This is a genomic window from Blautia parvula (assembly GCF_020215665.1).
In the GTDB taxonomy this organism is placed as follows: domain Bacteria; phylum Bacillota; class Clostridia; order Lachnospirales; family Lachnospiraceae; genus Blautia; species Blautia celeris.
In genome coordinates, this window is the sequence record NZ_CP084061.1 from 2,634,273 (window position 1) to 2,655,879 (window position 21,607).

The following is a 21,607-nucleotide window of genomic DNA, read 5'->3' on the forward strand; positions in this document are numbered from 1 at the left end:
AAATCAAAAAGAAAAAGCATGGCGTATACCGCTTTATATATCAGCGGCCTACCCATGCCTCTCCCCAATCAATTATCTCACCCATAAATCTCCGGATGCTCACTCAAAATCTTCTCCGCCAGCACCCGGCTCTCCACGCAGACTTCCTCCATGATCTTATCCACATCCGGGAATCTCCACAGACCCATATAGGACTTGAAGATCACATCAGGGATACTTCCCTCTATCATCTCCAGACTGTCATCGTAGAGCACCAGCGTCCGTTCCATGCTGACAGAGATAAAGTTCCCGTACCAGCCCATTTTCTCTGCCTCCTCGTCGGACAGATCCGGCCTGTAATTATCCCGGATACTCATGTAAGTCTCCACACCTGACTTTGCGATTACATCAAGCAGTATATCATTGCGCAGTATGTCCCGGTAGAATGCCTCATATTTCTCCGAGGAAAAGACCATGTAATTCAGATTGACAAGAAGTCCTGAGTACAGGATCGGCTTCTTGTGCCGGCTCACATACATTTTTGCAAATGCGGCAAACCGGTGGTACATCCGCTGCACGATCTCCAGCGCAATGTCACGTTTTGTCTTGAAATGATAGGCCACCAGTCCCAGACTCACATCAGCGGCAGCCGCAATCTGCCGCATACTTGTCTTCTCATACCCTTGCTCTATAAAAAATTCCCGGGATACTTTCAGAATCTCTTCTTTCTTATTTTCCTGTTTTTTTCCTTCTCCCGCATTTGTTCCCATAAATACTTCCTCAACTTTTCATAAATATTCCGGCACTCCCATAATAGCAGTCTTATTTTTAGAAGTCAACGATTATTGTCCACTTTCTGGCTTGTTCCCCCTCTGCAGGTAATAGTTCAGTCAAGATGAACCATTGCCTCTGCAGACACCCTGCCATATGTGTTCCTGCATAAAGAAAGAAAATCTCCCTGCCCATACAGAGAGATTTTCCTGTTTAGATTTCCTTACCTGCAGTTGCAGTCAATGGCGTCATTCGGACAATTCATGGCACAGCGTCCGCACTCCAGGCAGCCAAAATGTTTAATCTCATATTTGCCGTCAGCCGTGGGATGGATCACATCCTCCATGCAGACCTCCTCACAGGTGCCGCATCCCACACAGCGCTCCGGATCGATCACATAAGCCCAGGGACGGACCTGTGCGCCGCCGAAGCAGAAGCGCAGGCGGCAGACAATGTCATCCTCAGGAAGATGGAAAATCTCCCCCTCCCCGCTGTCCAGGATAAAGATACGGAACATATCCAGATCCTTTCTGTACAGTGCCTTGGTTCCCGGATTCAGTTCCCAGTATTTTGTATAGATCTCCGGGTGCTCTTTTGGATCAACCTCCGTCACATGGGCATTCAGCCTGACACTGGCAGACAGGCGCTTCACCGTCTCCCGGATGATCGTTCCTACCAGGTACGGATTCTTCTGCAGTTCATAATAGACCGGCTTGCCCTTGGCAATTCCTATATAAAAATTGCCTTCTCCATCCAGATAGTGTACCTCCAGACCTCTGGCTGTAGGCATTTTCCCGTCTATGGCCGTTGTGCCGAACACCATATAGCCCACTTCATGGACAAACTGAAACGCCGCGTTTTTTATTTCTTCATTGGAACTTTTCTCCGTCAGCCCCAGAGCCGGAGCCGGATTAAAATCTGACATTACAATACCTCCCCAATCTGATTTTTTCTTCAGTGAACCTTATGCTTCCTCGTAGCTGACCTCGATCTCGACCTTGTGGAATTTCTGACGGATCAGCGGATAAATACATGCAACAGCCAGATAGACCAGAATTCCGATCACATAATTCATGTGGATCTCCAGACACTCATAGTAAACAAATGCCGCGCTGACAATGGCACCCATGACACATAAAAATGTATATAATTTGTCATTGATATGGAACTGGGAGCGTTTCCAGATCTCCGGTATTTTCTTAGGCATGGTGATGATCGCCAGACACAGAATGACCTGTACGCAGTTTGCCAGTGTATTTCCGATATTCGCAATATCTCCTACGTTCATGCCGCTTAATATGATAACTGAGCAGAGCACATAGATGGTCAGGATAATATAATGAGGCGTACCAAACTTGTCATTACGTTTTGCAAAGATCTTCGGCCACCAGCCGTCCTCTGCTGCCTGGGCAATAGGAGCCTGCAGCCATCCCAGGTTGGCGTTCAGGGATGTGACCAGGGCCACCATAGCACCGCCCACGATGAAGAAAATGTACAGCGGAGCGGGAAGGATCTCCCTTGCCACCTTGGACAGGTTCTGGCCTGCCACGTGCTCTACCGGGAACACACCGGCTGCCACTACACCGACACCGATGTAAAGAATAGTAACAATCACGGTTCCCACAACGATACAGAACGGAATATCTTTTTTCGGATTCTTGGCTTCACGGCTCATATTGATGATAAAGGTAGCGCCGCTTGTAGCCATGGACAGCAGTGCCGCCGCAGACATAACTCCTGTAAAACCGCTTGTGAAGAACTGGTTCTCATCAAAATACCCCGGTTCCAGATGGATAATTCCAAACCCGGTAAACAGAAGCAGCGCAATGACCAGAATAATAACCAGCGCATACTGTACTTTTGCTGCCACCTGGATTCCGCAGAGATTTAAAACCACGAATACGGTCAGAATTCCGAAAGCCACCAGCTTGCCGTTGATCTCCGGAAATGCGGAGAGCACATAATCCGCAAAAGAAGCGGAATACATAGTTGCGCCAAAGAAATAACTGACGAACACAACAGAATACAGCCCAGCAAACCACTTGCCGCCGAACATGGCAGCCTGTGTATAGAAACCGCCGTTCATACGGATAGTCCCTGATAAAAAGAACTGCGGCAGCGCAACGATCGTAACCATGACCGCGCAGATAATATAGGACAGGACAATGGAGCGCCCTGTAATTCCAATGGCAAGACCGGTCATTGTCATAACACCGCCGCCAATCACGTTACCGATTGCGATCGCAAGCAGATCGCCGCGACCTAAACTTTTTGAACCATCAGCATTTGTTTTTGCCATAAATTTTCACCTCTCACACTCAGCCCAAACCTCAAGTTTCCCCTTGTTCCTTCAAACGGCAGATCAGTGCCGTGTCTGCCTGCGGACATTTCGTATAGCAGATGCCGCAGTCATCACAATCCATCTCTTTTATGTAATATTTTCCGTCATCTTTCTGATGGATCGCTTTCTCCACACAGTTTTCCTGACAGATACCGCAGCCCACACATTCCTCTGTGATGCGGTAGGTCATTGGCCGTATCTCTTCCCCGCCGAAGGCAAAACGCAGCCTGCGTATCCTTTCATTGGCATACAGATGGAAGATTTCCCCTTCCCCTCTGTCAATCCGGTAAAGAGCTACTATGTCAAAATTTTTCCGGTACATCTCTTTTGTACCGGGATTCAGTTTGAAAAATTCATCCCATACCGCCTGGTCTGTTGTCTCGCTGACCCATGCGCTCAGGCGCAGGGAATATCGCTCGTCAATCAGCGTATTCATCACAAGCTGCGGGCGTTTGCAGAGCTGTTCATACGTGGGTTTACCCCTGGATGTCATGAAATACAGATTTCCGTTACTGAGCCGGTTAAAATCCAGAATCCTGTTCTCAGGCCGTCCCTCATTCACAGTGGCTGCCGGCATGAAGCGTATCTTTCCGATAAGAGCAAATGCCTTTTCCCGCACTTCTTCCATGGTATTGGAATCCGTAAGGCCCCACAAAATGTCTTTCTCGTCCATATGCTTTCCCCTTTGTCTACTTGCTTTCTCCAACCTCAATGAACTTTCCGCCTATATTCTTTACAATCCTGCCGGCCTGCTCTCTCACATATTCACTGGTGAGCAGAATGGTCATGAAGCAGTGTGGGCGGATGATCTCCTTGTAAACGATGGGACAGTGCTTAACCCCTGCCGGACAGTAGATGCATGTATTTTTCGTTATGGTATAAGGCTCTCCGTCAATATAAAAATCAGCCTCCCCCCACACGGCATTGATATCATCACCCACACCGTTATAATTGGGCATGAAAAATACCAGCTCATCCACATCATGTACATGTTCATCCACATATGGATTCTTGTTTGGGATTTCATAGAACCAGGACAGGCTCATATTCACCTTACAGTCCGGAAATAAATCGGAGGAGCTATAGGTCTGCCCCAGTGTTCTCCCTGTCTTGATATCTCCTTTGTCATCTCTTTCATCATCCATCACCGGCGGTACATAATCCGGAGATATGATCAGATGTTCCCATTTTCTTTTATTCATTTTCTTACCTCCCATATGCAGCGCTTCTTTGGTGTGCACTTCCAAAAAGCGCTGGAATCTCAATGCCTTCCCACTAACTGAACGCGTTCAGTTGAATCTTGTCTATATTATACTGAACATGTTCAGTGGTGTCAAGTAAAACACTGCCTTTTTATTCTATTAAAGTGTATGTCCCCTGTCCCGGCAATATGATGGGCCAAAAAAAGAAAAGCCGGAACTTTTCCAAGTTCCGGCTTCGCTTTTTTATGCTTCTGTTTCTTCTTTTTTGTCTGCTAATCTCTCAAAGACCATCTCATATCCGTCATTGCCGTAATTCAGGCTTCTGTTGACGCGGCTGATCGTAGCAGTGGACGCCCCTGTCTTCTCAGAGATATCCAGATATGTTCTCTTATCCTTTAACATCTTGGCAACTTCAAAGCGCTGTGAAAGGGAAAGAATCTCATTTATTGTACACACATCCTCGAAAAAAAGATAACATTCTTCTCTGTTCTTTAAACTGAGGACAGCATCAAACAGGGAGTCTACTGCCTCCGTATGAATTTTCTTGCTCATATACATACATTCTCCTTATTGTTTAGTTTTCACCCCAAGTGTAGTAACACATCACCCGTATATATAGTAGCACACTAAAATTTTAAAGTAAAGCAGTCTTGTGCGATTTTTTTGTACTAAAGTATTAAATTTTTATTAATTTTTGTTTTTATGCACATATTTCTTCAATTCTTCCACAGAACGGTTGACAATCAGCTCCTCGGGAAACTGCATTGCCTCTATGATTTTTTCCGAATAGCAGCGGCAGCCGATCAGCTCGTCCACATGGGCGTCACTGTTCATGACAATGGGAACCTGATATTCCATACAGTATTTGAGCATGGTCTTCACATTCTCCTCCCCGTTCTCCCTGCTGCAGCGGGGGTCCAGGGAATTGTTGTTCAGCTCTAACAGTACATGGTACTCCTTAGCGGCCTGCACAAGTGCCAGAAAATCCACGGGATAACGCCCGTCATCCGGATGCCCGATAATATCCACATAGGGGTTCTTCATGGCTCCCAGATAGGCATGGGTATTCTCTTCCCGGGTTCCGGGCCTGATGGTGGGGATATGCATGCTGGCGATCACCACGTCCATGCGCTTCATAAGACGCTCCTCCATATCCAGGTTTCCGTTATAGTCCATAATATTGGCTTCCACGCCGAACAGCATTTCCACGCCGAACATGCGGCGGTTCAGCATTTTTGTATTGTCAAAGTAAAAGGCATTGCAGGTACCGGGCATGGCAACTCCATGCTCCGTGATGCCCAGCAGCTCCAGCCCTTTTTCAGATGCAGCCATGGCCATCTCACGGATTGTATTATAGGCATGCCCACTTGCAAGAGTATGGGTATGCACATCCAGAACGTATTTCATTATTTTCACCTCATATATCTCTCGATTACACTGGGACAGTATAGCACACTTTGCCGCGGGAAAGCAACATTTACCGGATAAGGATACGGAAAAAAACTGCTGCCGCAGGCTTATTATAGGCCTGCAGCAGCAGTAATCTTAACATTTCTTAAATAATCTCACTGAAAAGGTCTTTCACTGTGGGATAAATCTTTGCAAACTTGCGGTATTTTTCCTCATATTTTGCAGCCAGTTCCGGTTCCGGCTTCACAGTGTCGATCACTTTCACGATTTTGGCAGCAGCATCTTCCACAGAAGCAAATTCACCGTTTGCCACAGCAGCCAGCATAGCGCCGCCCAGGGCCGGGCCTTCCTCGGATTCGATGACATCCACCTTGATATTCAGGATATTGGCGATCATCTTCTTCCACAGCGGACTTTTTGCACCGCCGCCGCAGATTTTTGTGCGCTCGATCCGGATACCCAGGGATTTTGCCACCTCGAAGGAATCGCGGATGGCAAAGGCAACGCCTTCCAGTACGGCCTGTGTCATATCAGCTCTTGTGCTGTCCATGGTAAGACCAATGAAGGTTCCTCTGGCGTTAGGGTTGTTGTGGGGAGAACGCTCTCCCATCAGGTAAGGCAGAAAATACACATTATTCTCGCCCAGCTTCTCAATTTTTTCCTGTTCTCCTGCATAGTCCTTTGTGCCGATGATCTCATCCATCCACCATTTGTTGCAGGAGGCAGCGCTTAACATGCAGCCCATCAGATGATAGCATCCGTCTGCATGGGCAAACGCGTGAAGGGCATTGTTGGGGTCCACACCGAAATCCTTGCTGGAAATAAAGATAGTTCCGCTGGTTCCGAGGGAGATATTACACATGCCGTCGCCCACGGTTCCCGTACCTACTGCTGCGGCTGCGTTGTCCCCTGCGCCTGCCACGATTTTACAGGAGGCCGGAATGCCCAGCTCGGCGGCAAGCTCCGGTTTCAGAGTGCCCACCGTTTCATAGCTTTCAAAGAGTTTCGGCATCTGTTCCTCAGTGATTCCGCAGATATCCAGCATCTCTTTTGACCAGCAGCGGTTCTTTACATCCAGAAGCAGCATGCCGGAGGCATCTGACATGTCACAGCAGTGTGTGCCGGACAGTTTGTATGCCAGATAATCTTTGGGAAGCATGATCTTTTTGATCTTTTTAAAGTTTTCCGGTTCATTTTCTTTCACCCAAAGGATCTTGGGTGCGGTAAATCCCGCAAATGCGATGTTTGCTGTATACTGGGACAGCTTCTCTTTTCCGATCACCTGGTTCAGATAGTCTGTCTCCTTACCGGTTCTTCCGTCATTCCACAGAATAGCCGGACGGATCACATTGTCCTGCTCATCTAAGATAACCAGTCCGTGCATCTGTCCGCCGAAGCTGATGCCGGCCACCTGGCTTTTGTCGCAGTCTGCAGTCAGTTCCCAGATACCTTCCAAGCTCTCTTTCCACCAGTCTTCCGGCTTCTGCTCAGACCAGCCGGGATGAGGGAAGGAAAGCGGGTATTCCCTGGAAACGATCTTCTCTATTTTGCCTTCGCCGTTCATCAGAAGCAGCTTTACGGCAGAGGTTCCTAAATCCACGCCAATATATAACATGCTTGATTCTCCTTATTTCATATAAATACATGCTCCGCTTTGGCAGCATGTTCAGATAGAGGCTGCTCTTTCGGGCAGCCTCCTGGATTTTGTCAGCAGATCACTCTGCGGTTTATGCAAATGGATTTTCTGTGGGATACAGAACGCCCTTTGGCTGGTTGTAGTTGATCTCTTCCACTTCCACGCCTAAATATTTGAATACTTCATATAATGCTTTTCCAAAGTGTCCGAAAGCAACAGCTCCGTGATGCGGATAGTTCTTCTCAACCAGAACGTGGCGATAGAAACGTCCCATCTCCGGAATCGCGAACACACCGATTGCACCGAAGGAACGTGTTGCAACAGGCAGAACCTCGCCCTGTGCAATGTATGCGCGCAGCTTGCAGTCTGCTGTGCTCTGCAGGCGGTAGAATGTGATCTCACCCGGAGCGATATCTCCCTCCAGGGTTCCCTGTGTCACTTCTTCCGGAAGGGTTCTTGCCATGATCATCTGATATTTCATGGAGCAGAAGGACAGTTTTCCGGATGCGGTATTGCCGCAGTGGAAGCCCATGAAGGTATCCTTGTGTGTATAGTCGTATTTGCCTTTGATCTCACCTTCGTACATATCAGCCGGCACGGTATTGTTGATATCCAGAAGCGTAACGGCATCCTGGCTGATAACAGTTCCCAGGTATTCGCTCAGAGTTCCCCAGATATCCACTTCACAGGATACCGGAATACCGCGTCCTGTCAGACGGCTGTTCACATAGCAGGGAACGAATCCGAACTGGGTCTGGAATGCAGGCCAGCATTTTGTTGTGAGGGTCACATATTTTCTGCATCCTCTGTGAGCCTCAACCCAGTCAAGCAGTGTGATCTCGTACTGTGCCAGTTTCGGCAGGATTTCCGGTTTCATGTTGCCTTCACCAAGCTCGCTCTCCATATCTTTTACAACATCCGGGATACGCGGGTCATCTGCATGGTTCTTGTAGCTCTCAAACAGGTCTAATTCAGAGTTTTCCTCGATCTCAACACCCAGGTCATAGAGACGTTTGATCGGTGCGTTGCAAGCCAGGAAGTTCTGCGGACGCGGTCCAAAGCTGATGATCTTCAGGTTCTTCACTGCTACCAGCGCACGTGCAACCGGTGCAAAGTCTGCAATCATCTCTGCCACTTCTTCCGGTGTTCCTACCGGGTATTCCGGAATGTATGCTTTTAAGTTGCGCAGTTTCAGGTTGTAGCTTGCGTTCAGCATACCGCAGTATGCGTCGCCGCGGCCCTGAACCAGGTTGTCGCCTCTTTCCTCAGCGGCAGCCACTACCATGGACGGTCCGTGGAAATATTTAACCAGAAGTGTTTCCTCTGTCTCAGGTCCGAAGTTGCCAAGGTAAACAACCAGGGCGTTGCAGCCTGCCTCACGCAGCTCTTTTAAAGCTTTCTGCATGTCAGTTTCGCTCTCCACAACAGTCGGACATTCGTAGATCTCTCCTTTGTAGGATGCAACGACTGCTTTTCTTCTGTTCTCTGACAGAGACATTGGGAAACAGTCACGGCTTACAGCCACAATACCAAGTTTTAATTCCGGCATGTTTGTTAAATTCATAATTCTTATCCTCCTGAATTTTATCTTTATTTAAATTGCTTTCTGCTCAACAATCCTTTACGGACAGGTTTTCACCAATCAGTCCCTCAAATGCGCCTTCAATTTTGGCGTCCTTGTGGGCGATCAGCCATTTGTTTCTGGCAAAAAGGAGTTTGTCCTCACCGGTGTTATTCTGTGCAGCCGGCGCGTCTGTGTTGGTTCCTTTCGGAAGGATGACTGCCGTACAGAATTTGTTTCCGTTTACATTGCATGGAGCATAGTGCAGTGTGGTAGCGTAAACCTCGATCACGGTTCCTGCCGGCACTAAAAACGCTTCCATCTTTGATGTGTCATATGTACTGTCTGCTTCAATATCCTGCTCTTTTCCGAGAATCAGGATCAGATCGGTCAGCGCTACATTCACCTCGCTGTCCCTGTGGTATTCCACCGCGTTCAGCAGATAGTTGCTTCCGTTGCAGTAGCCTATCTGGATTGGCATTCCGCCGAACAGGCTGTATGCAATTTTCTCAGCACAATCACAGGCTTCCAGCTTCTCATCCGATGCAACATAGATGACATCGTCGGGCTTTGGCGTTTCCTCCAGCGCTTTCAGAAGACTGCTCACATCAAGACCTTCCACGACCTTACCATAGGCCTTGAATTCGGCATCCCTGACATTTAAAATTTTCATGGGAATTGACCTCCTTATGAATTAGTTTATCCATTAAACTATATACTCATGCTACCATTGACGGAGGGAAAAATCAAGATGTTTTTTGAAAAAATAACAAGTTTTTTGAGGATGGTGTCCGTAAGGCGGCCGACCGGCCCGAAATAATAAAAGAACAAGGCAGAATCCAGACGTTTCCGCATTCTGCCTTGTTCTTTACTTTTTTATTATGATATCTTTTTCCAGATACTTCTTGGAAATCTCACTCAGCGTTCCGTCCTTTATCAACGGACTCAAAGCCTGATTTTGTATGGCCGGGATAAGACAGCTTCCCTTTTTGCCAAATACGGCAAGTTTGGTATATTCCGCTTTTTCTCCCAGTTTATCCTGTACCGATGAAACATCTGCGTAGGCTTTTGTGGCGGAGTAGTGTTCTTTGTTCCACTCGGTTATGCCTACGGTAGAGATAACACAGTCATATAAGTCTGCATCCAGGGAATTCAGAAGATTTTCCTCTGTAGTGTCTATGATTTCCAGGGACAGTCCGAGTTTTTCTGCCACTTTGGCGGCTGTATCCGGGGCAAAGCCAGCCGGTTTTGCTGTGCTTTCATCCACATAACCCATGGAGCCGTCATTCAGATTGATGCCGACTTTCAGGACGCCTTTTTCAATCGTTGTGATCTTCCCCTCCCCTTCACAGTCCTTTGGGGCTCCGCATCCGGTCAGCACCGCCGCCGTCAGAACTGCTGCTGCCAGGGCACAGACCATACGGCGGATTTTATTTTTCTTCAATTATAACCACCTCATTCTTTGTTTTCCATTTTGCAAATACCTATGAAAAAACATAACATGCCCGGCTCTTTTTGTCAAATAACTGTGAAAATATTAAGGATACCCGCCGGCTAACCTTTCGTATTTTCACTTGTAAAAGATTTTTCCTTTTGGTATGATAATAGAAAGCAGACCGTAACTGTACTTCAACGGAACAGCTGCGGCATACAACGGAAAGGTTTCTGGATATGAATGCATGGAATGGAAAACCCTATCACTCTTTTGATCATATGCTGAAGGAGCGGTTTTCAGAAAAAGTTTATAAGGTGGCTTTGAATGGCGGCATGACCTGTCCCAACCGGGACGGTACGCTGGGAAATAGAGGCTGTATCTTCTGCAGCGCAGGCGGTTCCGGTGATTTTGCGGGTGACAGGGATCTGTCTGTCACACAGCAGATTGATGAGCAGGCAGCTAAAATACGCAGCAAAAGAAATGCGGCCCATTTTATCGCCTACTTTCAGGCATACACCAACACCTACGCACCTGTGGAATATCTCCGGAAGATTTTTACGGAGGCTGTTTCACATCCCGATATTGTGGCATTGTCCATCGGTACCCGGCCTGACTGTCTGGGGGAGGATGTGCTGGAGCTTCTGGCTGAATTAAATGAACAGAAGCCGGTATGGGTGGAGCTTGGACTGCAGACCATGCATGACAGCACTGCTGCATACATCCGAAGAGGGTATCCCCTCTCTGTTTTTGAGGATGCCGTGCGCAGACTGAGGGCACGGAATCTGGAGGTTATCGTGCATACAATTCTGGGACTTCCCGGCGAAACAAAAGAAGATATTCTGGATACCATGTCCTATTTAAATACACAGGATATCCAGGGAATCAAGCTGCAGCTTCTCCATGTCCTGAAGGGCACAGACCTGGCTAAGGACTATGAGGACGGCAGATTCTCTGTCTATACAATGGAGGAATATATAGATCTTGTCATTGCCTGTCTGGAACACCTGTCCCCCCGCATCGTAGTGCACCGGCTTACCGGGGACGGGCCGAAAGAGCTTCTCTTAGCACCGCTCTGGAGCAGTGCCAAGAAGACAGTCCTCAATACCCTGCACCATGAGTGCAAGGTCCGGGGCGCTTACCAGGGACGGCTCTGCACAGATTCCGATGTACCGCAGAGGGCATGAAAAAGGAGGATTCTTTATGGCTGAACCACTCACTTTATACAAACTGATCATACTATACATGCTGCAGAAGGTGGATTTCCCACTGAGCAACGCACAGATATCAGGATTTATACTGGACAAAGGATATACCAATTACTTTCATCTCCAGCAGGCAATCTCTGAGCTGATCGAGTCCGGCCTGGTGCGCTCCGAGACTGTGCGCAATGCTTCTTATCTGAAGATAACGGAATCGGGAAATCAGACATTGGAATACTTTGGAACGGAGGTATCCGAGGATATCAAAAAAGATATCGGGGAATTCTTCCGTGAGAACTCCATGGAACTGAAGGAAGAACGCTCCGCCATGGCTGACTACTACAAAAGTGATAAGGAAGGGTATCTCGTGCGCTGTCAGGCAAAAGAAAGAGATATCCCCCTCATAGATATGACATTGACCGTGCCCACAAAAGAAGCAGCAGAAGCGCTATGTGCGGCATGGAAGAACAAAAGCAAACAGGTATATGAAAGCCTGCTGGATATGCTTCTGTGAGCATTGTGTGGCTTATGGCATATTAGCTGTGCCATAAGTTCCACAATGCCCCCGGGCATACTAACCTCTATCCTCTGCGAATCCGTTCCAGATAATCTCTGATATTCTTTTCATACCCATTCTCCGTAGGCTCATAAAAATGACTCCCCAATATCTCTGCAGGCAGATACTGCTGCTCCACATAATGATTCGGATAATCGTGGGCATATTTATATCCCACACCATGTCCCAGCTTGGCTGCCCCTTTGTAATGGGAATCCTGGAGATGGGGCGGTACGGTTGTGCGGACAGACTTCACAGATTCGGATGCATGAAAAACTGCCATGCAGGCAGCATTGCTCTTGGGGGCGCTTGCTACATAGGTCACGGCCTGGGAAAGGGTGATCTGTGCTTCCGGCATGCCCAGGCGCTCCACTGCCTGCGCTGCTGCCACTGCCACCACCAGCGCCTGCGGGTCTGCATTTCCCACATCCTCTGAGGCGCAGATCATGATCCTTCTGGCAATGAACTTGATATCCTCACCTGCGTACAGCATCTTTGCCAGATAATAAACTGCCGCATCCGGGTCAGATCCACGCATGCTCTTTATAAATGCGGACACAGTATCATAATGATTGTCACCGGTCTTATCATAGCGCACCACCCGCTTCTGGATACATTCAGAGGCCACGTCCAGGGTCACATGTATCTTTCCGTCCGCCGCTTTTTCTGTGGTCAGCACAGCCAGTTCCAGGGCATTCAGCGCTGCCCTGGCATCCCCGCCTGCGATATCCGCCAGAAATTCCCTGGCATCCTCCTCCAGATCCACGTCATAGCTTCCCATCCCTTTCTCCACGTCCGTGGCGGCCCGAATGAGAAGCCTGCTGATGTCCTCACGCTCCAGAGGCTTCAGCTCGAAGACAATGGAACGGGAGATCAGGGCGCTGTTTACCTCAAAGTAGGGGTTCTCTGTGGTGGCGCCTATGAGGATCAGGGTTCCGTCCTCCACAAACGGAAGAAGGTAGTCCTGCTGTCCCTTATTGAACCTGTGTATCTCATCAATAAAAAGGATCGTTTTCTTCCCGTACATGCCCAGATAGTCCTGCGCCTTTTTCACCACTTCCTCCATGTCCTTTTTTCCGGCAACCGTTGCATTCATCTGCTGGAATTGGGCGCTGGTGGTATTGGCAATGACTTTGGCCAGCGTGGTCTTTCCCGTGCCCGGAGGCCCGTAGAAAAGCACACTGCCCAGCTTGTCCGCTTTGATGGCACGGTAAAGCAGCTTTCCTTTACCGATGATATGTTCCTGCCCCACCACCTCTTCCAGTGTCGTGGGGCGCATCCTGGAGGCCAGGGGCGATTCATTCTCCAGAGTCTGTTCTTTCATATAATCAAATAGATCCATTATGTTCTCCTATTCCAGCAACAGTTCATCCACTGTCACAAATTGGTACCCTTCCTCCGTAAGCGCATCCGCGATCTGCAGGGCAGCTTCCACGGAGGTATCAAAAATATCGTGCATTAAAATAATATCACCTTCCTCCACATCTTTCACTACCCTTTTTACAATTTTTTCTGTATTCTGCGTTTTCCAGTCCAGTGAATCCACATTCCAGGACACAGGGATCATGGTAATGCAGAAATCCAGGTTCTTTTTCCAGGCGCCGTAAGGCGGGCGCACAAATGAAGAATAGGTTCCTGTGGTCTCATATATCTTGTTACATCCCTTTAACACTTCATCCCTGGCTTTTGACTCAGATAATTTATTGAGCTGCACATGATTGTAGGTATGGCTGCCGATCAGGTGTCCTTCCTCCTGGATCCGTTTCACAAGCTCCTCATTTCCCTCAATATTCTTGCCGATCAGAAAAAAGGTGGCATGGATGCCGCGCTTTTTAAGACCATCCAGAAGTTTAGGGGTATAGACCGCATGAGGACCGTCGTCAAAGGTCAGCGCGATCTTTGGGTGCTCCTCATCGGACAGTTCACCAGCTGTCTGTATGTGCATCTGTCCGACAGACTCCGTACTGTATTTCAGTGCTGCCGCTGCTGTCAGAACCAGAAAGACTGCCAGACAGAGCCATATTTTATTTTTACTCATTTTGCAACTCCGGCCAAACTGTTCCTTCTATTTATATGTATTTATTTTTCTGAAAAGACTTTCTCTTCACACGTCAATATGATAAAATATCAAAATAATAATTTCACAATGTCTGCAGCAACAGGCCGGAACAAAACCTATCGTGCTGCCGGCCGAGGGAGGGAGTTTTGACATGACATTCGATGTATTATCTTCACTGGCTGTATACGCCCTGGTGACAGGATGGTCGCCCGGGCCTAACAATGTACTGCTTCTGAGTACCACAGGACAGTTCGGATTGAAACGGAGCATGAAACTGATCACCGGTATATGGACCGGATTTCTGATTATTATGCTTCTCTGTGCAGTCTTCAGTGTGGGGCTTGGAAAACTGCTGCCCGGAGTGGTACCCTATCTGAAATACATAGGCGCGGCTTATATCCTGTATCTTGCCTTTACAGTGCTTAAGAGAAAGCCTGTGCAGGCAGATGACGGCACAGGAAAAGCGCCTTCTTTTGCCTCTGGTTTTCTGCTGCAGTTTATCAATGTAAAAGTTATCCTGTACGGCATCTCTGCTCTGAGCAGCTATGTCCTGCCCTATGAAAGCGGGGTTCCGGCGCTGATCTTCTTTGCCTTTTTCCTGACATTCTTCGGCGCCACAGGAAATCTTGTCTGGGCTTTGATCGGGAGTATCTTTCAGAAATGGTACAATAAGTATTATATCGCATTCAATATCATCATTGCACTGCTGCTTGTCCGCTGCTCTGTAAAACTGATCCTGTAGGCTGTCAAACCTGAAATCCGTAAATCATACGGTCAGCTTACAGACAGACAAAAACTGCCGCCGGTACGGCTTCCCTCTCGGAATGCAGTACCGGCGGCAGTTCTTATTTTATACTATTTAAAAGCATTCACCAGATCCTGTCCGTCATCATATCCCTGTGATTTCAGTTCTTTGACAAACCAGTCATCAATCCCGTCAACTGCTTTTTTGAAGGAATCAATGTCCAGATCTTTATATTCGGTGATCTTCACGCCGTTCTGATTCGCCCAGCGCGTCTTGATCTCATCATCTCCGGCGCGGTTGATCTCACGCTCGTATTTTACCGCTTTTGCGCCTGCTTCATCCACTACCTTCTGCTGTTCAGGTGTCAGGCTGTCATACAGCTCCTGGTTGATGCAGAAAAACAGGCAGTCATAGTTGGCATTCCACATGGAGCAGTATTTCTGTACTTCCTGGACACTGGCTGCGTCGATAGCGGGAAGGGGATTCTCCTGCCCCTCCACAGTGTTCTGCTGCAGAGCCGTGTAAGTCTCTGACCAGTTCATATTCGTGGCATCAGCGCCCCATCTCTTGTAGCATTCCATCAGCAGATTAGAGCCTGCCACACGAATCTTCAGCCCTTTCATATCATCTGTAGACTTGATCTCCCGTACGGAGTTGGTCAGTTCCCTGAATCCGTTCTCCGCCATGCCCATACAGTGCAGGCCGTATTCTCCCAGGATCTCTTTCATCTTCTCTCCGCCTTCCCCATCCAGTTTCTTATCCGCGTCCTCCACGGACTGGAATAAGTACGGTATGGAGACCACATTGAAACGCGGATCAAAGGCTGAGTAGATCAGGTTGGAGTGCATGGAGATCTGTACCGGATCACCGTCCATCAGGGCCTGGATGCCCTCGGACTGGTTTCCGTTTGTGAGCTGGTCGGCAGCATAGACATTTACCTTTACTTTGCCCCCTGTGGCCTGCTCCATCAGCTCCCCGAATTTTTCACCGGCTTTTGCCCAGGTACTTGTCTCCGTGGTGGAGCAGGCAAAATTCCAGGTCTGTGCGTTCCAGTCAAGATCACTGGAATCCTCCATGGAATACTCTGCGGTGCTTCCCTCCGCAGAAGTAAACGCGCGGATCAGTTCCCTGACCTCTTCCTTGTCATACCCTTCTTTTACCAGTTCCTCCTCATACCACTGAGGAATATCCTCCACAGCCTTTTTGAAGGAATCAATATCCAGGTCTTCATACGCTGTCACATCCATGCCGTTTTCTGTCTGCCAGCGGTTCAGGATCTCATCATCACCGGCACGGTTGATCTCACGCTCATACTGCACGGCCTTCTGGCCGATCTCGTCCACAACCTCCTGCTGCTCCGGTGTCAGTTTGTCATAGACTTCCTGGTTTATGCCGAAGAAGAGGCAGTCATAGTTGGCGTTCCACAGGGAACAATACTTCTGTACCTCCTGGACACTGGCTGCGTCAATAGCCGGAAGGGGATTTTCCTGGCCCTCCACGGTGTTCTGCTGCAGAGCGGTATAAGTCTCTGACCAGTTCATATTGGTGGCATCAGCGCCCCATCTCTTGTAGCATTCCATCAGCAGATTGGAACCTGCCACACGAATCTTCAGGCTCTTCATGTCATCCACGGATTTTACTTCCCTGACAGAGTTGGTGAGCTGGCGGAAACCGTTCTCAGCCATGCCCATGCAGTGCACGCCGTAGCTCTCCAGGATCTCTTTCATCTTCTCACCGGCTGCCCCGTCCAGTTTTGCGTCCGCGTCCTTCACAGAATCGAACAGGAAGGGCAGGGATACCACATTGAAACGCGGGTCAAAGGCAGAATAGATCAGGTTGGAATGCATGGATATCTGCACCGGATCCCCGTTCATCAGGGCCTGGATGCCCTCGGACTGGTTTCCATTGGTAAGCTGGTCGGCAGCATAGACATTCACATGAATTTTGCCGCCTGTGGCCTTTTCCATCATTTCACCGAATTTACGCCCTGCCTCAGCCCAGGTGCTGGTCTCTGTGGTGGAGCAGGCAAAGTTCCAGGTCTGCTCCTCCCAGGCAAGGTCGCTTCTGTCTTCCACTTCATAATTACCTGATGTCCCGGAGGTAAAGGCTTCTATCAGTTCTTTTACCTCTGCTTCGTCATATCCCTCTTTTACCAGCTCCTCCTGATACCACTGCGGAATGTCTGCAACGGCATTCTTGAAGGAGTCAATATCAAGATTCTCATACGCTGTGATCTTCACGCCGTTCTGTTTGGTCCAGCGCTCTTTGATCTCATCATCACCGGAGCGGTTGATATCGCGCTCATAGTCAACAGCCTTCTTTCCTGCCTCGTCCACTACCTTCTGCTGTTCCGGTGTAAGGCTGCCGTACAGCTCCTCATTGATGCAGAAGAACAGACAGTCATAGTTGGCATTCCACATGGAACAGTATTTCTGCACTTCCTGCACACTGGCCGCATCGATGGCCGGAAGGGGATTCTCCTGCCCCTCCACCGTATTCTGCTGCAGGGCGGTATAGGTTTCAGACCAGTTCATATTGGTGGCATCAGCGCCCCATCTCTTGTAGCATTCCATCAGCAGATTGGAGCCTGCCACACGGATCTTCAGGTTTTTCATATCCTCCGCGGTCTTCACTTCTCTGACGGAGTTTGTGAGCTGGCGGAAGCCGTTCTCTGCCATACCCATACAGTGCAGTCCGTATTCCTCCAGAAGCGCATTCATCTTTTCCCCTGCCTCGCCGTCCAGTTTGGCATCTGCGTCCTCCACAGAGTTAAAGATAAACGGCAGGGATACCACGTTAAAGCGCGGATCGAAAGCAGAATAGATCAGATTGGAGTGCATGGAGATCTGTACCGGGTCTCCGTTCATCAGGGCCTGGATACCCTCGGACTGATTGCCGTTGGTAAGCTGGTCAGCCGCGTATACTTTTACGTGTACTTTGCCGCCTGTGGCTTTCTCCATGAGCTTTCCGAACTGTTCCCCGGCCTTTGCCCAGGTACTGGTCTCCGTGGTGGAGCAGGCAAAATTCCAGGTCTGCTCTTCCCAGCCCAGATCACTGTAGTCACCAATCTCATTGTAATCCTCAGAACTGTTGTCCCCGGCTGTACTGTCTGCATGATCTGTCAGCTTGGAGGTTCCCGTATAGGAGCTTCCGGCAAAAACCTTGGGCAGGCACACAGATATCTGGGGGATATAGGTGACCATCAGCAGCACCACTACACACGCTGCGATCATGGGCACAACTGCCCTGGATATCTGCTGCAGGCTGACTTCCAGTCCCTTTTTGATCTTAATACTGATGGCGACAAACAGATTGACACCCACAGGAGGCGTTACCTGCCCGATCGCCAGGTTGACGGTTGCCAGAATACCGAAGGCCACCAGGTCATATCCCAGCGCCTTGCAGACCGGCAGCATAATGGGAATAAATATGTACATGGCGGAGTTGGCATCAATAAAGCATCCCGCGATCAGGAAGATCACATTCACGATCAGAAGGAAAATGAACTGATTGTGGGCAACACTTCCTAAAAGCTCCGAGGCTGCCTGGGAGATTCCGAACTTTGTGCAGACAAAGGAAAACAGGGACGCACATGCCACAATGAGCATGATACCGCCTGTGGTCTTGGCTGAATCCACAAAGATATCGATCAAATCCCTGAACTTGACTTCCCTGTAGATGACCATACCCACAAAGAGTCCGTATACCACGGAAACGGCTGCTGCCTCTGTCGGTGTGAAAATACCGCCATAGATACCGCCCAGAATGATAACCGGCATCAGAAATCCCCAGAACGCGTCACCGAACGCGCGGAATCTCTCGCCCCAGGCGGCTTTCTTAGTTGTTGGCTGGATACCTTTTCTGCGGACTTCGATCATGATCACAAGGATCAGTGCAAGTCCCATAAGGATTCCGGGCAGGATACCGCCGGCAAACATATCCGCAATCGATACACCTGTGATGGATGCATATACCACGAACGCAATACTGGGGGGTATGACAATGGCAATGGAACTTGACGTTGCCATCATTGCCGTGGAAAACGGTGCCGAGAAGCCTCCCTCCTCCACCATGGCCGGGATCAGAACCGCGCCGAGCGCCGCAACCGTAGCCGGACCGGAGCCGGAAATTGCTCCGAAGAAGCAGGCCACAATAACACACACAATGGCAATGCCGCCTCTTCTGTGTCCCACACAGGTATTTACAAACTTAATGAGACGTTTGGATATTCCCGCCTTTGCCATAATATTTCCGGACAACACGAAAAACGGAATCGCCAGCAGCAGAAACTTGCTGATGCCGGAATACATATTGGTAGCCACGATCGTCAGGGATGTACCTGAGTACAGTATCGCGCACACGGAGGACAGGCCCAGACAGATGGCAATGGGAACATTCAGGATCAGAAAGATAAAAAAGGATAAAAACAATACCGCACTTACCATTTACGCCTCCTCCTTTCTCTTGACAAATTTAAAATCCGTACAGAAATCAATACAGTATTCCACAAAATGCAGGATCATGCAGACGGAGCCAATGGGCACAAAGGACCAGAAGATCCATTCCGGCCAGTTCAGCACAAAGGTCCTCTTTCCATTGGCAAGCTGGGTCAGCACCTTATCCATGCCGTATTTAAACAATATTACAGTAAATATCACTGAGAGCACAGTCACAAGAACGACAACGGGTTTCTTTGTCTTCCCGGGCAGCCTGTCCGTTACCAGCGTAAGGCTTACCAGCTCTCCTTCCCGGCAGGCCAGAGCGGCTGCCATAAGTGTGATCAATACAAAAACTGCCACCACCAGCTCTTCCGTAAATGACCAGGAGCGGTGTATTACTTTCCTGGAAAATACATTTCCCACGGTGAGAACCAGGATCAGCAGTGTGGATGCAGCCAGGATCAGCTTCTCAGCCGCTGCCAGCACATCCATGATCTTCTTGTAGACTTTCATCACATTTCCTCCTCTTGTTATAGTAAGACATATAAAATCGCACACATATGCCCGTGCAGGGCGCACATTCAGAGCATAAAAAAAGCCCCCCAATCATGAGGGACGAACTGAATCCGCGATACCACCCTTTTTCCGCGCAGGGTTGCCCCTGCCGGCACTTGCAACATACTGACATATGTGTTTCCTGTAACGTGGAACCTACGTCAGCGCCTAATCAAACATAACGGCCTTTCAGCGCTGCTTCTCCGGGATGATACATAAGCCTCCCGGACGCCTGCCTCACACCTGCCGGCAGTTCTCTGAACATCCATCCTGAAACTTATGCTTCCCTTCATCGAATTTACAAATTCTGATTGTTCACATCTAATATTTTATAATATCTTAATGGATATTTTACTTCTTTTTCAGAATTACGTCAATACTTTTTTACGGGGCCTTTGGCCTGAAAGCACCTGACGGGACAGCAGCGTGCGGTCCGTAACGCGCATCAGAAAAAAAGCCGCTGCCCCGGGATTGCTCCTTGGGGCAGCGGCTGTATGTTCCTTATGAATTAAGCAATTTTGGATTTAGCCAGCTCTGCCAGTGTTGCAAAGCCTTCTGCATCGTTGATAGCCATATCAGCCAGAACTTTTCTGTTCAGGTCAATGTTAGCCAGCTTTAAGCCATACATGAATTTGCTGTAGGACAGACCATTCATTCTTGCTGCAGCGTTGATACGTGCGATCCATAACTGTCTGAACTGACGTTTTCTCTGCTTTCTTCCTGCATAGGAGCTTGTCAGAGCTCTCATAACAGACTGTTTTGCAACTCTGTACTGTTTGGAACGTGCTCCTCTGTAACCTTTCGCCAGTTTTAATACTCTATTGTGTTTTTTCTTAGCGTTTAATCCGCCTTTAATTCTTGCCATTCTTAATTTCCTCCTGTTCTAGAACCTATCCTGTAATTAGATGTACGGTAAAATTTTCTTGATTGCTTTTACGTTACTTGCATCTGTGATAGCTGCTTTTCTCAGGTTTCTCTTTCTCTTCTGAGATTTCTTTGTTAAGATATGGCTCTTGTAAGCTTTATTTCTCTTTAATAATCCTGTACCTGTTTTTTTGAAGCGCTTAGCAGCAGCTTTCGTTGTTTTCATTTTTGGCATGTTTGTATTCCTCCTTAGACTCTTTTAGTGAACGTGTTTAACGTTTTTCTGTCAAATACATGGTCATAGTCCTGCCTTCTACCTTCGGTGCTTTTTCAATCACCGCGATATCAGCTACAGACTCTGCAAACTCATCAAGGATGTGTTTACTCTTATACATATGTGCCATCTCTCTTCCGCGGAAACGTAAGGTCACTTTGACTTTATTTCCCTTGGTTAAGAATTTCCTGGCATTATTGACCTTGGTGTTCAGGTCGTTTTCCTCAATATTAGGGGACAAACGCACTTCCTTAATCTCTATGGTTTTCTGTTTCCTCTTAGCTTCTTTTTCTTTCTGTGCTAATTCGTACCTGTACTTACCATAATCGATAATTTTGCATACGGGCGGTTTCGCAGTCGGGGCAATCTTTACAAGGTCAAGCCCTGCTTCCATTGCATGCTTCTGCGCATCTCTGGCAGACATGATTCCAAGCTGTTCTCCGTTCGCGCCGATCAGACGTACCTCTTTGTCTCTGATTTGTTCATTAATCATTAAATCGCTAATTGTAGTGCACCTCCATAATATTGATAAAACACTCTGTTCCTGGCCGGCCGTCCGGCCTTCCACCTCATAAAACATC

The 21,607-nt window shown here is 48.4% G+C and carries 21 protein-coding genes and 1 other annotated feature; of the genes, 3 read left to right on the top strand and 18 right to left on the bottom strand.

Annotated features, from left to right (window positions below):
- Positions 1-77 precede the first annotated feature (77 nt).
- The 11 genes from LC508_RS12410 to LC508_RS12460 form a co-directional block, all read right to left on the bottom strand.
- Positions 78-749, bottom strand: coding sequence for a TetR/AcrR family transcriptional regulator (locus LC508_RS12410; protein WP_103732677.1), 672 nt, complete (start codon positions 747-749; stop codon positions 78-80).
- A gap of 224 nt (positions 750-973) precedes the next feature.
- A complete protein-coding gene (locus LC508_RS12415; protein WP_052099498.1) occupies positions 974-1,675 on the bottom strand; it encodes a 4Fe-4S binding protein in 702 nt (233 codons plus the stop codon).
- A 39-nt stretch (positions 1,676-1,714) separates the two neighbouring features.
- Positions 1,715-3,049, bottom strand: coding sequence for an APC family permease (locus tag LC508_RS12420; protein WP_033141612.1), 1,335 nt, complete (start codon positions 3,047-3,049; stop codon positions 1,715-1,717).
- Positions 3,050-3,080: 31 nt separating this feature from the next.
- Positions 3,081-3,764 (bottom strand): 4Fe-4S dicluster domain-containing protein, encoded by a 684-nt coding sequence (locus tag LC508_RS12425; RefSeq protein ID WP_103732676.1) that lies wholly within the window; start codon positions 3,762-3,764, stop codon positions 3,081-3,083.
- Positions 3,765-3,780: 16 nt separating this feature from the next.
- On the bottom strand, positions 3,781-4,293 hold the full coding sequence (locus LC508_RS12430) for a cupin domain-containing protein (RefSeq protein ID WP_054352217.1): 513 nt from the start codon (positions 4,291-4,293) through the stop codon (positions 3,781-3,783).
- Between the two features lie 243 nt (positions 4,294-4,536).
- Positions 4,537-4,845 (bottom strand): YerC/YecD family TrpR-related protein, encoded by a 309-nt coding sequence (locus tag LC508_RS12435; protein ID WP_033141622.1) that lies wholly within the window; start codon positions 4,843-4,845, stop codon positions 4,537-4,539.
- Between the two features lie 135 nt (positions 4,846-4,980).
- Positions 4,981-5,700 (bottom strand): phosphatase, encoded by a 720-nt coding sequence (locus LC508_RS12440; RefSeq protein ID WP_118593757.1) that lies wholly within the window; start codon positions 5,698-5,700, stop codon positions 4,981-4,983.
- A 148-nt stretch (positions 5,701-5,848) separates the two neighbouring features.
- Entirely contained in the window at positions 5,849-7,318 is a 1,470-nt protein-coding gene (xylB, locus tag LC508_RS12445) for a xylulokinase (RefSeq protein WP_054352216.1), read from the bottom strand.
- Between the two features lie 112 nt (positions 7,319-7,430).
- Positions 7,431-8,903, bottom strand: a complete 1,473-nt coding sequence (locus LC508_RS12450; RefSeq protein ID WP_033141617.1) for an L-fucose/L-arabinose isomerase family protein — start codon at positions 8,901-8,903, stop codon at positions 7,431-7,433.
- Positions 8,904-8,949: 46 nt separating this feature from the next.
- Entirely contained in the window at positions 8,950-9,573 is a 624-nt protein-coding gene (locus LC508_RS12455) for a DUF4867 family protein (RefSeq protein ID WP_054352215.1), read from the bottom strand.
- A 195-nt stretch (positions 9,574-9,768) separates the two neighbouring features.
- Positions 9,769-10,344 carry a transporter substrate-binding domain-containing protein gene (locus LC508_RS12460; RefSeq protein WP_052099500.1) on the bottom strand — a complete coding sequence of 192 codons (576 nt, stop codon included), beginning with the start codon at positions 10,342-10,344 and terminating at the stop codon, positions 9,769-9,771.
- 227 nt (positions 10,345-10,571) lie between these two features.
- On the opposite strand from LC508_RS12460, the gene LC508_RS12465 reads away from it, so the two are divergent.
- On the top strand, positions 10,572-11,519 hold the full coding sequence (locus LC508_RS12465) for a TIGR01212 family radical SAM protein (RefSeq protein WP_033139427.1): 948 nt from the start codon (positions 10,572-10,574) through the stop codon (positions 11,517-11,519).
- Between the two features lie 16 nt (positions 11,520-11,535).
- Positions 11,536-12,048, top strand: coding sequence for a DUF4364 family protein (locus LC508_RS12470; protein WP_033139426.1), 513 nt, complete (start codon positions 11,536-11,538; stop codon positions 12,046-12,048).
- Positions 12,049-12,115: 67 nt separating this feature from the next.
- Here LC508_RS12470 and LC508_RS12475 read toward each other — a convergent pair whose 3' ends face one another.
- Positions 12,116-13,432, bottom strand: a complete 1,317-nt coding sequence (locus tag LC508_RS12475; RefSeq protein ID WP_103732140.1) for a replication-associated recombination protein A — start codon at positions 13,430-13,432, stop codon at positions 12,116-12,118.
- A 9-nt stretch (positions 13,433-13,441) separates the two neighbouring features.
- Positions 13,442-14,128: a polysaccharide deacetylase family protein gene (locus LC508_RS12480; RefSeq protein WP_033139424.1), complete on the bottom strand. Its 687-nt coding sequence runs from the start codon at positions 14,126-14,128 to the stop codon at positions 13,442-13,444.
- A gap of 172 nt (positions 14,129-14,300) precedes the next feature.
- Here LC508_RS12480 and LC508_RS12485 point away from each other — a divergent pair, with 172 nt between their 5' ends.
- Positions 14,301-14,891 carry a LysE family transporter gene (locus LC508_RS12485; protein ID WP_103732141.1) on the top strand — a complete coding sequence of 197 codons (591 nt, stop codon included), beginning with the start codon at positions 14,301-14,303 and terminating at the stop codon, positions 14,889-14,891.
- 113 nt (positions 14,892-15,004) lie between these two features.
- Here the strand turns inward: LC508_RS12485 and LC508_RS12490 are convergent, their stop codons facing one another.
- The 5 genes from LC508_RS12490 to infC form a co-directional block, all read right to left on the bottom strand.
- On the bottom strand, positions 15,005-19,339 hold the full coding sequence (locus LC508_RS12490; RefSeq protein WP_118593758.1) for a DctP family TRAP transporter solute-binding subunit: 4,335 nt from the start codon (positions 19,337-19,339) through the stop codon (positions 15,005-15,007).
- Positions 19,340-19,846, bottom strand: a complete 507-nt coding sequence (locus LC508_RS12495; RefSeq protein WP_033139422.1) for a TRAP transporter small permease — start codon at positions 19,844-19,846, stop codon at positions 19,340-19,342. It abuts the gene before it with no gap.
- A 95-nt stretch (positions 19,847-19,941) separates the two neighbouring features.
- Positions 19,942-20,190: a binding site (T-box leader), on the bottom strand.
- 206 nt (positions 20,191-20,396) lie between these two features.
- On the bottom strand, positions 20,397-20,753 hold the full coding sequence (gene rplT, locus LC508_RS12500) for a 50S ribosomal protein L20 (protein WP_033139421.1): 357 nt from the start codon (positions 20,751-20,753) through the stop codon (positions 20,397-20,399).
- Between the two features lie 36 nt (positions 20,754-20,789).
- The gene (gene rpmI, locus LC508_RS12505) at positions 20,790-20,987 is read right to left on the bottom strand and encodes a 50S ribosomal protein L35 (RefSeq protein ID WP_033139420.1); all 198 of its coding nucleotides are present in this window, start codon (positions 20,985-20,987) and stop codon (positions 20,790-20,792) included.
- Between the two features lie 37 nt (positions 20,988-21,024).
- Positions 21,025-21,519, bottom strand: coding sequence for a translation initiation factor IF-3 (gene infC / locus LC508_RS12510; RefSeq protein ID WP_033139419.1), 495 nt, complete (start codon positions 21,517-21,519; stop codon positions 21,025-21,027).
- Between the last annotated feature and the right edge of the window lie 88 nt (positions 21,520-21,607).